Below are 12816 nucleotides of genomic sequence, written 5' to 3'. Positions count from 1 at the left end.
ATGATTTATACGAGCAAGTTCGATCGTTTTATGACTTGGCTGCCTGGCCAAATTGATGAACTACATAAGGTGTAATGCTAGCGAATCCTTCAGCAAATGGAATAAGGCTCCGCTGTCCGAGCAAAGAATCCCGGGCTTTTACACGTTCAATATATCCTTGAGTCAATGGAGTGGCCACTGCGCCTTCTCCCAATTCGAACTGGGAACGATAACTAAGCAATGAATTTTCCTTCTGCTCATAGTGTTCCGTAATATCCACAATCAAATCCGTTGGTCCGATATCGTTAATGAAGTAAAAATACAATTCTTTCACTTGAACTGCGGGCATGTCCGGCTTATAGTTTCTAAGCTTGGCATTAAAGACAGCCTCCTGCACCAGCTTGCTGCACATCACATGATCCGGGTGACGATCCTCCCAATATGGCGCGAACACGATTCGAGGGGCATGACGACGTATCTCGGCAGTCACAGCCTCAATGTGTTCAGGAGTAATAAACAGCCCCCGATCAGGCAAACCTAGGTTGCTTCGACACGAAAGACCGAGGACGCGGGAGGCTTGCTCCGCTTCCTCGGCTCTGCGCTCTACCGTCCCGTTGGAAGACATCTCCGCTCGGGTCAGATCACACACGCCTACTTTCAGTCCAGCTGCAGTATGTTTGGCAATTGTTCCTGCCATCCCAATCTCTGCATCATCCGCGTGTGCACCAAATATGAGAATGTCCAAACTCATTGAGCATCACCCGAATTCAATCCACCTTCAGGCTTGTATTTATGTACAAGCTCTCTCCAGCCAAAATCACCGCGATCGAGCGCTTTGACGAGAATCTCTGCAGTTGCAATATTCGTAGCAAGCGGGATCCCCTGTACATCGCACAGACGCAGCAAAGCGTTAATATCTGGTTCATGCGGCTGTGCCATCAATGGATCACGCAGGAAAATAATTAGATCCATCTCATTTTGTGCAACCAAGGCTCCGATCTGTTGATCTCCGCCCAGTGGACCGGATTCAAACCGATGGATCTGTAATGAAGTTCCTTCCATAATGCGAAGACCTGTTGTACCTGTCGAGTATAGTTGATGGTCTGTAAATACGTTTTCGTAGGCTGTCACGAAGTTAACCATCTCTTCTTTTTTGCGATCATGGGCAATAAATGCAATTTTCAACATGACAATCTCCTTTTAGTGTTACCTCTTTTAGTCGATAAAGTGATCAAATCCGTAGATAAGTCCCGTATATTCCATAACCTTCTGTACACCAATCTTAACACCAGGCATATAACCTGCACGCTCATATGAATCATGACGGATTTTGAGGGATTGGCCAAAGTCTCCAAATACCACTTCCTGCTGGGCGAATACCCCCGGCAACCGGACACTATGAATTCGGAATCCATTATAGTATCCGCCACGTGATCCTTCGATCGTCTCTTCTTCATTCGGATTACCCTGACGGAGTTCCTCGCGGTTTGCTGCAATTAGCTCGGCTGTTTTGATTGCTGTACCCGAAGGAGCATCAAGCTTCTGATCTCCGTGATATTCGATGATCTCCACATTCGGCATATGTTTGGCAGCCTGTGCGGCAAATCTCATCATCAGAATAGCACCGATTGAGAAGTTCGGGGCAATCAATCCTCCAATACCTTTGTCCTGACACAGCTTGTCCAGCTGTTCGATCTGTTCCGGCGTAAAGCCGGTAACACCCATAACAGGTCTGACCCCATGACGGATCGCAATCTCTGTATGGGTAAAGGCATATTGAGGGACTGTGAAGTCCACCATAACCTGTGGTTTAGTCTCTGCAAACGCCATCTCGATATCATCGGTCAAAAGCACACCACATTCGGGCAGACCGACAAGTGTTCCGGCATCCGTGCCTACTCCGGAGCGGTTGACCGCTGCGGCGAGCTCCAGTTCAGGATCTTGAAGCACCAGTTTCACTACTTCACGGCCCATCCGGCCAGCTGCTCCGATTACGGCAACTCTTATTACTTCACTCATCTTGACTGCATCTCCTCACTATGTTGGTTCGTTTGGTTGAATCCATTCAAAAGATATCCATCCCATTATGAAATGGCATCTTATTGAATGGATTTCATACGCTGCTTAATTTCCTGTAACAATAGATGCAGTTGATCATTCTGCGGGTCCAGCAACAATGCGTCACGAACGGAACGGGTTGCAAGGTCGAACTCATTCAGATCACTGTAAGCAAGAGCAAGCATGATATGCGCTTCCACATATAACGGGTCAAGTTTAACTGCCTGTTTCAGCAGATCGGCCGCCTGCACATATCGTTCATGCGTTCCGTTTCCGGCCTGTTCAAGCAGCACCTTAGCCTGAAGGCTTATCTGTTTGGCTTCGAGGGTCTGCAAATGCAAAACATACTCCTCTATCCCCTGTGACAGTTCAACAGCCTTACGTGCATATTCAAGCGCTGGAACAAGGTGTTGACTGCGGGCATGTGTAATGGAACAACGATAATAGAGCTCCGCATGTTTCGGGTAAGCATCAATGGCAGATTCAAACCAACGAATCGCCTGCTCAAAATCATTTTGCAAAATACAGCGGTAAGCATGCTGCATATACTCTTCCGGTTTCATCATCCAAGCTGTCCCTCCCCCATTGAGGTGATGGTACAGCATATGTAATCTACGCCTAATCGGTGTTTTTTGGCGTCCACCGATTTGCATCGCGTGTGTTAAATTTATGCATGACTTTGTCGTGCGCCTCTGCCAGATCGATCCCGAGAGAATTAGCAAAACAAATCGTGATAAATAAAATGTCCCCGAGCTCAAGCTCAATGGAATTGTCTGCTTCGGAAGTTTTTTTCGGTTTTTCACCGAACTCGTGATTTACTTCCCTTGCTAGCTCTCCCACCTCTTCAGACATACGGGCGAGCATGGCCAGCGGACTGAAGTATCCTTCTTTGAACTGGGAAATATACAGATCAACCTCACGCTGCATTTCTGCAATGCTTTTCTCCATGAGAACGGATTCTCCTTTTGAAATTGTGTCGTATTTGTTCCTAATATATCAGTTATTTAGATTCACTTCCACCATCATAAACGACAAATCATTTTTAAAGAATCAATAAACAGGTATACTAAGATGGGAATGATTGCTTTCTCATTCTAATTTGTAAAACGGAGAGGGAACTTATGAGCACTTCCAAAACCTGGGTTCAATTCAAATTGATTCTCCCCATCCTATTGGGTACGGCATTATATGCCTTTGGACTTCTGTACTTCATCATCCCCAACCAACTCATGGAAGGCGGAGTAACCGGGATTACGGTCCTGCTAAATTATGCGTTCAACATCTCTCCTTCGCTTACAACCTTGGTCGTTAATATTCCACTCTTTCTGGTGGGGCTCAAGATTTTGGGCGGCAGACAGATGATCTATACAGGCGTGGGTATAGGAGCGCTTACGGTGTTCCTGTGGTTATTTGAAAAAATGATTGATCTTGGCTGGATTGAACCGCTGCATACCGAGAATGACCTTTTACTTGCAGCGCTTTACGCTGGGGTTACATTGGGAGCAGGCCTTGGAATTGTATTCCGCTGGGGCGGAACGACAGGTGGATCTGACATCATTGCCCGCATTCTTAATCGAAAATATGGCTGGAGTATGGGACGTGTACTATTAGGTATCGATTTCATCATTATTGGTATCTCCCTCGTCTACATTCCCAAAGAAAAAATACTCTATACCCTTGTAGCTGTATTTATCGCCTCTAAAGTAATCGACTTCATTCAGGAAGGAGCCTATTCGGCCCGCGCATTTATGATCATCAGTGATCATGCACCTGAGATTGCAGATTTAATCACCCGTGATATGGATCGCGGCGTAACGCTCATTCCCGCCATTGGTGCTTATTCGAAACAAGCCAAACATGTTGCTTACTGTGTCATATCCAGACAGGAATTCAGACGTTTACAGACGATTGTGCGTTCGGTTGATCCTAGAGCTTTTGTTATTATTAGCGATGTGCATGACGTACATGGAGAAGGGTTTAAGGAAAGCTGAATTTTATACTGGTACAAAAATAAAACCTCTATCCTCAAGAGAAGAGCCAGGGAATGGCTGTCCTTGTAGACAGAGGTCTTTGTCATATCGTGATGACAATAATGGCCTAACGCCGAAACGGAAAAATACCTTGCTGCTGTGCCCGATATTTACGGTAACCCGCATAACTTAGTGCTGCTATGATTATGGAAGTAATGAGCAATCCGGCTGCCCTGCGATTGGGTCCCTGAACAAAAGGTACAAAGGCACTTTCGTCCTTTTCCCGACCGAACAACTGATTCACCAACTCTTCACCATGGGCTACCATACTCTTTAATTGTGCAATGTCAGTCTGCTTGGCCGAAGTCAAACCCTTGGTATGAGACAACCAGGCATCCAGTTGGGCGATCTCGTATGGTTCACGGCGGATCATCGCCGCAGGTCGAATCGTCTCGTAATGCTCCTCCAGTAAGCTGTAGCGGCTCGCTATTATCGTCGAACTTAACTGCTGATCTGCCGCGGTTGACAGCGCATCAATATCATTTTTTACAATTTTATAATACTGGAGCCATAGAGGTTTGGCCGGGTTGGCGAGACTGTCCGCTGCAAGTCGCAGTTTGGCAGAGGCCTGCTGGAGAGACACATCATCACTTTTCACCCTGACCGCAGCTTCTTTCACTTCAACAATGGTCTCGGATAGGGCATGAATGCCTTCTACTGTCGTCTGACCCTCAAAGGAGATATGCTCCAGACCTTTACTGATTCGCAAAATACTGCCTCTAACCTCTTCGATATCATTCTCCAAGGCATGTCGATACAACAAGGCCGCTTCTTCATTTAATTGCTCAATTGAATTTTTGACGGATACTTGCTGATCTGTATTTCCGTTCGTACCTGTACTTTCCGCTGATACGCTGTATGACAAGTTCGTCCAGAACAGTAGAGTCATGAACGACACCACCATAAATCCAGTTTTGATCCTGAACGTTCTCTTCATGGACATCCCTCCCACCATCAATGTATGGCAGGGGAGAGTCCCTTAGAACAAGCTTACATGATGAAATCAGGCCCGTTTGGCCTGTCTCAAGGCAAGCCACGCACAGAGAATACTCACTAGCGTCAGTCCAACAGTGAAATTGCGCACACCGTCCAGATTGTCCATTAGCGATGCGGGCAGCCAAGGGAAGATGTCATAGGTATAATCCATTGTATCGTTTAGCAGTGTCCACAAGGCAGCAATTACCAAAGCACCCCAACGGAACCCAAAGAACCTCACATACAGCAAAGCCTCGATAGCCATGGCGCTATGAGACGCAATTAACATCCAATCCTGCCAGTTCTGTGCGCCCCCCTGCATCCAGCCTGCAAAGATAATGGAGACTGCCCATACGCCATATTTCACCGAAGTAACCACAGCAAGCGCCTGTATGACATGTCCAATCCGATTCAGAAACATCGATTTCGGCTTGTACAAAATCCACAACAAGGATAGTGTAAAAAACAGACTCGCTGTTGGGCTGTCCGGCACAAACACAATTTGCCATAGTGGTTGCTGTGCCAGCGTATATTCCAATTGATCCCCGTACCATATGTATCCATATACTGTTCCTAATGCGTTACACCAAAAAAGAAGCCACAGGAAATAACGGTTCGTTAGAAATTCCCGGCTCCAAAAGTACGATAAAGCCACAGGCTCTGCCCCTTCCATCATATGTATTCTTCGTTCCAAAAGATGATGTTGCGAAAAACGCCTCAAAAAAACCTGACCGCATAAACGATCAGGTTTCATTGCTTATTTCGATTTTACTGTTCTGCCTTCTGTTTCGCAAGCCATTCCGCCAAGTGATTGATGTCGTCATCTGTCAAACCTTGGGCGATGGCTTGATCATACATCGCGGGCATTGAGTTATATCCTTCTTTGATAATCGTCAGGATTTCTTCCTGGCTGTGTTTGTCACCCACACCCCGAAGCGAAGGCCCTCCTGCTCCCTTCATATCAGCCGCATGACATCCGATACATCCGGCCTTTTTGAAGGTTTCCATTGCAGGATCATCCTTCTCGACGATCGCCACTTCTTCGTTTTGGCCTGGCGCGTTGGAGGTAGGCAGACCCTGCGCGTGTTTCTCACGCGCTTCTTCTTCACGCTGAATATGTTCCGGCTTCTGGCCGCTTGCTTCCAACTCATGCGCGTAGTGTGTCCATGCAACATTGGTCAGGTAGAAGACGGCCATCACCGATAGAATCATAAGTGATGATGCAATCGGACGTTTGTAGAAACGCCGCTCCTTGCCTGTATCCAGAAAAGGGGCCAGTAACAAAGCGCCGAAAGCAACTCCGCTGACTCCAAGTACCCCGAGCAGGACATAGTCACCTGAGGCATAGGGGTATTTCAAATACTGATACAGAAAAAGGAAGTACCAGTCTGGCATCGGGATAACCGATGCACTTGGATTGGCCGGATAGCCCAGTGGTGCAGGTTCCGAAATCGTTAATACCAGAATACCAACCAGTACAACGACACCAACCATCCATTCCTTCAGCAAGAAGTTAGGAATAAAAGCCTCTGATTTGCCGGGATACGCCGTGTAATCCGGTGGAGTTATAAACCCCGCTCCTTTACGGACGCGTGAGTCCCCGACGAAGATAATCTTTTCCTGGTCATCTGACTTGTGTCCGTGAGCCATGTCGATTCCTCCCTTCTCAGATTATAGTGGTCCCGAAATGCCCTGTCTGCGGATCATAATAAAGTGACCGACCAGAAGCACCAGAAGCACAGCCGGAAGGAAGAAGACGTGCAGGGCAAAGAACCGTGTTAACGTCTGTGCACCTACAATAGTTCCGCCTTGCAGGAATTCCTTAATGATCGGCCCCAGCCAAGGAACCGTATTCGCAATCTCTAGAGTAACCTTGGTTGCAAAGTAGGCTTTGTTATCCCAAGGCAACAGGTACCCGGTAAGCCCCAGACCCAGCATGACAAAAAAGATCAGCATGCCGACAACCCAGTTCATCTCGCGTGGTGCTTTGTAAGAGCCGGTAAAGAACACACGCATCGTATGTAAGAACATCATAACGATAACCAAGCTGGCTCCCCAATGGTGCATCCCGCGTACAATTTGACCGAAGGCTACTTTGGTCTGCAAATACTCGACACTGGCGTAAGCATTAATAATATCAGGCACATAATACATGGTCAGGAACATCCCTGACAAAATTTGAATAACAGTGATAAAGAACGTCAATCCACCAAAGCAGTACACGAATGCGGAAAAGTGATGAGCCGGGTTTACGTGCTCTGGAACTTCATGATCCGCAACGTCCCTCCAAATTGGCGTGATATCGAGACGCTCGTCAATCCAGTCATAGACATTTTTAAACATCTGCGTTCACGCCTCCTATTTGACTCGGGTGTTCGGAACAATGTCGCCCAGATAAACCCAACCCTGATCTTCCTTAACCACATACTCATCAAGCGGCTTCGGGGCTACGGCAAGGTTCTTGCCTTCCTTGTTATAATGCGCGCCATGGCACGGACAATGATATTCGTCGGGATACTGCTTATCACTGTTCCAACCTACGGTACATCCCAAATGTTTACAAATGGGTGAAAGCGCATAGATTTTGCCCTGCTCATCTTTCCTGATCCAGGCGATTAACGAAGCATTGCTCAAATACCAACCGTCTTGCTGTTTCAATTCAAACGTAAATTCTTGAGGTTCATTCGTAATTTTGCTGATTTCCGCTACTTTGACAGAGGTGCCTTCTCCCTTGTGCTGCAAAATCGGGTCCACCGCAAAACGGACCATGGGGAGTATTGCACCGGCGGCCATGTAGGCTGTAGCTCCACCAAGCGTGTACGTCAAAAACTGCCTGCGTGACATTTCCAAGCGGCTTGGCAATTTCATCGAAGCTTCGTGCTGGTCATGCTCACTGCTCATACTGTCTCCAACCCCCTTTTTCAGCCAACTCTCTCAATCGTTTTCATTATCAGAAATTCCACGACTTACTAGAACATACATAATCATATAGTAGCCCTAGAACACCGTCAAGAATTTGTCACACATTTTTAAGGTTCATTTGTAAGCGTTATTAAAAAAATGTTGGTAAATTGTCACATTTGTCACAGGAAGGTCATCTTTTCCATAACTCACGGATTTTTCCCCCGACAAAACGCGAAATGCCCTCTTCTCCCACCTCTTGAATTAAAACAGAACGACTTAATACCAAATCTGCAGAAGTAATTTGCGTCTGTTCCAACTCGCCATCAGATGACATTATAACCACATATTTGAAACCGGAGGATTTGAGTTCTTCGGATAAGGTATTTAATGCCATTGACATATCCGGAGACGCATAATGGAATGCAGGGTAAGTCATGATACGCCCTTTGAAAGGAATCTCCACCAGATCTAAAAAATCTCTAAGCCGCTCCAACGCCTCAGTTGCTTCAACCGGGGACTGCTTGCCCTTCAGGGCTGTATATGGAATAAGGCATGTATCCAGATAGAGTTGCAGTTCCGCCCAGCTGTCTTGAGTCATCTCACTGAATTTCAATTCCCTAATTCCCCTCTCTATCCATTTTATTCCCATATTATATATGAGCGTATATTATAAATCCAGAGATTCATACTTTTTCGGTGTAAGAATGGTCGTGGACGCAAAAAAGAAATGCGTGAAATACGCATTTCCTGTCTTATATATTATTTTTACATGCTCATCAGTTTATGGCCTTTAGTTCATCCGTCAGATTCCGGAAAGCTACTTCGTCTCCGGTAGCTAATGCCTTATCGATTTCCATATACAGCTTCTCGCTGCGCTGTTTACGAAGCGCGTCGTCCCACACCATCTCAGCAGCCAGCCCCAACATGACTTCATACGTAACTTTCATTTTATCCAATAGGATGCACCTCCAAAACGGATTTAAGAGCTCCTATATTCCTTTCCTTTGGAAACATAACCTAGTGTAGTTCTCGACATCCGCTCAAGATCTGCGTCAGTCAACTCACGTATCACTTTGGCCGGTGTGCCCAAAGCAAGGGTATAGGGCGGTATTTTAGTATTTTCAGTTACAACAGAACCGGCCCCGATCAGCGTATATTCACCAATTTCGGCTCCATTGAGAAGGATTGCGCCCATACCAATCAGCGAACCTGTTCCGATACGACATCCATGGATAATCGCAGAATGCCCTACCGATACATCGTCGTCCAAAATCAAAGGTTGATCCGTGTTGACGTGCCCAACAGCATTATCCTGTATATTACAGCGCCGTCCAATCACGATGGGTGCCAGATCGGCCCGCAGCACAGCATTGAACCAGATCGTAGATTCTTCACCCATTGTCAGATCACCTATAAGTTTGGCGCCTTCAGCCATATATACCGAAGGGTGTAACTGGGGTTGTATACCTTTGTATGGAATTATCATAAGTATCACTCCTTAATTTGGGAGTGATTTTAGCAACTTGTCCTTCACTTGTCAAACATTACGGGGGTAGTATCCCCGGACAGCGAGCGACAGGATGACGCAAGGCGTGAACCCCATGCTGTCATTTGTACTGTTCGCCCATCTGCATGCTCTCCAATGCGAAGCATGCCTAGATGCAGCATCATTTTGAGTATCCTGTTGTCATAAATCGTCTCTGCAGAGTCATAATAGAACGGCTGAATGTAGGGACCAATCTGGCGGAATAAAGACTCTGCTGTGGACCAGCCAGCTGCACATTCCCCTGTCCAGTACACTATGGAGGACAGATTCGGAATAGCACCTTTATAAAGTCTTAACCAAAACCGAAATAGCTGTATCATCTCGGCTGTTTTCTCCGCACCCAGCTTGTCTTCACCGGAAGGTGACAATTTCAGCGTTCCCTGCTCCTCACGGACCAGACGATGATGAAAAGCGTAGTCATAGATGAACGCAAATCGATCGGGGTAGTCTTTAAACGAACGACCATAACCGAATCTCCATCCTGCCTTACCCACCAGCGCCTCACTCACATGCAAATGCTCCATGATCTGCTGCTGAGAACGACGATACATCATACCTTCTGCGTTTAGTGCTATTTCATGCTGCTGGACAAATTGCAGAAACAGTTTCAGATCATCCGCGAGTAGATGGTATTCATCCCTGTAAACGGGAGGCTCGCTCGTCTGTGCAATGCCTGCTTTCAGATGAGTGGATAACACATCCCGAAATCTCATTTGCAAATCCTTAGGCACCTGATACAGGTACCTGGTCTGCTGAGTTGTGCCATTGAATAACCATCCACTCTTCGTGAAGCGTACGATAAGATCACGTGGACTGGCTCCAGCCTCGCTATCTTTTTTATCCATCGATTGACGAGCAATGGCGACAAGTTCCTCCATACCGAAGTATTGGCGGGTATCAAACAGCAAGTTGTTCAAAAACCGCAGATCTACCTGATTTAGTTCCCTAACCTGCTGCTCAAAAAAAGGTCTGCTGCCCAATGTAGTGAGAATACTCTGGATGAGTTCATGTTTGGAATTGGGCTTACACTCGCACTGGTAATAGTCTGCTATTCGATTAAGCTGGCCGATATCGGCAAAAGTAAGCATATCCGCTAGATTCATGGGTCCATCGCCTCGCCCTTGACTACTTTTTGGCTATTGATTCGGGGCCTGGAGTAGTTTGGTTTTGTAAACATCGTTGACGGAATTCCCATGATCTAAACCTCTTTTTTGCAAATCTTTTATGTTTTAACCATACTATGCCCGAAGTTGCCTGCTCAGAAGAAGAATGAGAGGTTCAAAATCATATAGAAATTGAACTAAAGAATATTTACACTTGCCACTCCAATGACAGAACAATCCGTTCTTGTGTAAATGTTTATTTCAATCTCTATAGAATGCCAGTTACACATTGCTATAACGCAAAAAAACAACCTGAGTTAATTACTCAGGTTGTTTGGCCAGATCCAATGAAAGGTGTCGTGTACAGTTATAAAGCAACGGACTCCAATCGTCACGTTCCTTCTCCAGGATCGTAAGCGACAGGTTTCCAATTCGTTCCGTATAGCGATCTTTATACAAAGCTGATAGCAGGCTGGCTAAAAAAGCGCCATGGGAGACAATCAGCACATTTTGGTCCTGATGAGCCTCCCATAAATCCTCCAAAAAGCCCAATGCACGTGTCTGAATATCAGCGATCTGTTCCTGTCCCAAATCCAGCGTCTCCCAGGAAGCGCCCCAGCGAGCCACACGCTCTTCGGATGTCAGACCTTCAATTTGACCAAAGGCACGCTCTTTCAAGCGTGCATCCGGCTCAAGCAAAGGAACATTCAATAGCCCGGAGATAATCTCTCCCGTCTCCTGAGCCCTGGACAACCCGCTCGTAATGATGTGGTCCCAGCGATATTCTTCGGTAAGCAAACGTCTACCCAGACGCTCAGCTTGCTCACGACCTTCCGCATTCAGAGGTATGTCTGTCTGTCCCTGAATACGCCCTGCCGCATTCCAGTCGGTTAGACCGTGACGAATAAGCCCAATGCGCATCTCATCCCTCATTTCTCTATACGGTGAACGAAAGCTTTAGCTAAGCACGTGCACCTTGTTTGCGTTTGTTTGTTGAACGATGCATCCGCCCAAGAGAGAACAGAGCCATACCTATTGCAAGCAGCGACAACGCCATCCAGTACTGAGGATACGCTGGACCCATGCTCACAACGAAGGGCTCAATAATACTCCCTCTATCCGCTCCCGTCATGTTGTACTTGTACAATCCGGAAGAAGAAGGCTCACTGCCCGCTACTCCTGTCTCCAAAATACCCGTAGAGACCACGTTGGTCTGCTCAGCTTCTGATACGTCTGGCTTAAACATCGCCATGTACAGAAAGCTGCATAAGAAAATTGCCAGGAACGCAGCAATCCACAAAGACATATGCTTGCGGATCACAGCAGAGAAACGATTAACCTTTGCCTCTTCCGGCAGTAGCCATGGAGACTCCGCATAGATCCGGTCCATAACATTACGGTTCACTTTCTCTGCTTGTTGTTCTGTCACTGGGACCGGTATGCTGTGCATCAGAATTTGAGCTTCTTCCCAAACCTCAAATTGCTGCGAGCAATCTTCACAACCAGCGAGATGAGCATGAAATGCAATTCGCTGAGGATGAGCTTCCGGCAAGTCCCAGACCAGTGCAAACAGTTCCTGGGCTTCATTGCAATTCATCTGTTCTTCATCCCTTCATATGGCTCGTAGACCGGTTCGAAGAAATAAGGTTCCAATTGAGTTTTTACGCTTGACCTTGCTCTGAACAATAACGATTTTACAGAACTGACGCTCTGCCCAAGAATATTTGCAATCTCCTGGTAATCTAGTTGATCATACTCACGGAGTATAATGGCAGAACGCTGCTTCTCCGGTAAATTGTTAATTGCATCCCTAACCAGCATCACCCGCTCACTGCGCAATACAGCATGCTCTGGCGCATTCTCAGAAGGAGCAACAGGTACAATACCGCTCTCTTCAAGTGGAACACTCCCACTACGCTGTTTGCGAAGCTCACTCAGTACCGTATTTCTCGCAATGGTATATAACCAGGTTGAGAATGAGGCATCCACCTCTCGGAATGAGTGCAGACTGCGGAACGCCTTATAGAAAGTCTCAGAACAGAGATCTTCCGCAAGCAGCTCCATATTAGAACTTTTCAACATATGATATACGAAAGCCAGTATTTTACGCTGATAACGACTCATCAGCTCGGAATATAACTCCAGGTTACCTTCCTTGATCTCTCGAATCAACTGGGAATCCGTCATTTGAGTGCGACCCCTCCTCGCCCATCCATGTGCT

Annotated in this window: 18 protein-coding genes; 1 reads left to right on the top strand and 17 read right to left on the bottom strand. The window is 46.6% G+C overall.

Annotated features, from left to right (window positions below; translation table 11 throughout):
• Positions 1 to 28 precede the first annotated feature (28 nt).
• From bshB1 to DC345_RS03765, 5 genes are all read right to left on the bottom strand, one after another.
• The gene (gene bshB1, locus DC345_RS03785) at positions 29 to 730 is read right to left on the bottom strand and encodes a bacillithiol biosynthesis deacetylase BshB1 (protein WP_113051967.1); all 702 of its coding nucleotides are present in this window, start codon (positions 728 to 730) and stop codon (positions 29 to 31) included.
• Positions 727 to 1167, bottom strand: coding sequence for a methylglyoxal synthase (gene mgsA / locus DC345_RS03780; protein WP_024630633.1), 441 nt, complete (start codon positions 1165 to 1167; stop codon positions 727 to 729). The genes bshB1 and mgsA overlap by 4 nt, the downstream gene beginning before the upstream one ends.
• A gap of 27 nt (positions 1168 to 1194) precedes the next feature.
• A complete protein-coding gene (gene dapB, locus DC345_RS03775; RefSeq protein WP_113051966.1) occupies positions 1195 to 1998 on the bottom strand; it encodes a 4-hydroxy-tetrahydrodipicolinate reductase in 804 nt (267 codons plus the stop codon).
• An 80-nt stretch (positions 1999 to 2078) separates the two neighbouring features.
• The gene (locus DC345_RS03770; RefSeq protein ID WP_258530544.1) at positions 2079 to 2603 is read right to left on the bottom strand and encodes a tetratricopeptide repeat protein; all 525 of its coding nucleotides are present in this window, start codon (positions 2601 to 2603) and stop codon (positions 2079 to 2081) included.
• A gap of 52 nt (positions 2604 to 2655) precedes the next feature.
• Complete coding sequence (locus DC345_RS03765) at positions 2656 to 2985, bottom strand: nucleotide pyrophosphohydrolase (RefSeq protein WP_113051965.1); 330 nt, start codon at positions 2983 to 2985, stop codon at positions 2656 to 2658.
• 173 nt (positions 2986 to 3158) lie between these two features.
• On the opposite strand from DC345_RS03765, the gene DC345_RS03760 reads away from it, so the two are divergent.
• Positions 3159 to 4028 (top strand): YitT family protein, encoded by an 870-nt coding sequence (locus tag DC345_RS03760; RefSeq protein ID WP_099858391.1) that lies wholly within the window; start codon positions 3159 to 3161, stop codon positions 4026 to 4028.
• 106 nt (positions 4029 to 4134) lie between these two features.
• Here the strand turns inward: DC345_RS03760 and DC345_RS03755 are convergent, their stop codons facing one another.
• From DC345_RS03755 to DC345_RS03700, 12 genes are all read right to left on the bottom strand, one after another.
• Positions 4135 to 5004 (bottom strand): sporulation protein YpjB, encoded by an 870-nt coding sequence (locus DC345_RS03755; RefSeq protein WP_181586475.1) that lies wholly within the window; start codon positions 5002 to 5004, stop codon positions 4135 to 4137.
• A gap of 66 nt (positions 5005 to 5070) precedes the next feature.
• Positions 5071 to 5697 carry a DUF1405 domain-containing protein gene (locus DC345_RS03750; protein ID WP_113052165.1) on the bottom strand — a complete coding sequence of 209 codons (627 nt, stop codon included), beginning with the start codon at positions 5695 to 5697 and terminating at the stop codon, positions 5071 to 5073.
• Between the two features lie 113 nt (positions 5698 to 5810).
• Positions 5811 to 6692 carry a menaquinol-cytochrome c reductase cytochrome b/c subunit gene (locus DC345_RS03745; RefSeq protein ID WP_113051963.1) on the bottom strand — a complete coding sequence of 294 codons (882 nt, stop codon included), beginning with the start codon at positions 6690 to 6692 and terminating at the stop codon, positions 5811 to 5813.
• 21 nt (positions 6693 to 6713) lie between these two features.
• Positions 6714 to 7385, bottom strand: a complete 672-nt coding sequence (qcrB, locus tag DC345_RS03740; protein WP_017687726.1) for a menaquinol-cytochrome c reductase cytochrome b subunit — start codon at positions 7383 to 7385, stop codon at positions 6714 to 6716.
• A gap of 15 nt (positions 7386 to 7400) precedes the next feature.
• Positions 7401 to 7943 carry a QcrA and Rieske domain-containing protein gene (locus tag DC345_RS03735; protein ID WP_113051962.1) on the bottom strand — a complete coding sequence of 181 codons (543 nt, stop codon included), beginning with the start codon at positions 7941 to 7943 and terminating at the stop codon, positions 7401 to 7403.
• A 193-nt stretch (positions 7944 to 8136) separates the two neighbouring features.
• On the bottom strand, positions 8137 to 8559 hold the full coding sequence (locus tag DC345_RS03730) for a DUF2487 family protein (protein ID WP_113051961.1): 423 nt from the start codon (positions 8557 to 8559) through the stop codon (positions 8137 to 8139).
• Positions 8560 to 8722: 163 nt separating this feature from the next.
• Positions 8723 to 8902, bottom strand: a complete 180-nt coding sequence (locus DC345_RS03725) for an IDEAL domain-containing protein (RefSeq protein WP_024630643.1) — start codon at positions 8900 to 8902, stop codon at positions 8723 to 8725.
• 23 nt (positions 8903 to 8925) lie between these two features.
• Complete coding sequence (locus tag DC345_RS03720; protein ID WP_113051960.1) at positions 8926 to 9432, bottom strand: gamma carbonic anhydrase family protein; 507 nt, start codon at positions 9430 to 9432, stop codon at positions 8926 to 8928.
• Between the two features lie 44 nt (positions 9433 to 9476).
• Entirely contained in the window at positions 9477 to 10595 is a 1119-nt protein-coding gene (locus DC345_RS03715; protein WP_113051959.1) for a hypothetical protein, read from the bottom strand.
• A gap of 321 nt (positions 10596 to 10916) precedes the next feature.
• Positions 10917 to 11516, bottom strand: coding sequence for a histidine phosphatase family protein (locus DC345_RS03710; RefSeq protein WP_076288947.1), 600 nt, complete (start codon positions 11514 to 11516; stop codon positions 10917 to 10919).
• A 40-nt stretch (positions 11517 to 11556) separates the two neighbouring features.
• On the bottom strand, positions 11557 to 12192 hold the full coding sequence (locus tag DC345_RS03705) for an anti-sigma factor family protein (RefSeq protein ID WP_113051958.1): 636 nt from the start codon (positions 12190 to 12192) through the stop codon (positions 11557 to 11559).
• Entirely contained in the window at positions 12189 to 12782 is a 594-nt protein-coding gene (locus DC345_RS03700) for an RNA polymerase sigma factor (protein WP_053780698.1), read from the bottom strand. Before DC345_RS03700 ends, DC345_RS03705 begins: the two co-directional genes overlap by 4 nt.
• Between the last annotated feature and the right edge of the window lie 34 nt (positions 12783 to 12816).

Source organism: Paenibacillus taichungensis (genome assembly GCF_003287275.1).
Taxonomy (GTDB): Bacteria; Bacillota; Bacilli; order Paenibacillales; family Paenibacillaceae; genus Paenibacillus; species Paenibacillus taichungensis_A.
This window is presented reverse-complemented; position numbering and strand designations above follow the sequence as displayed.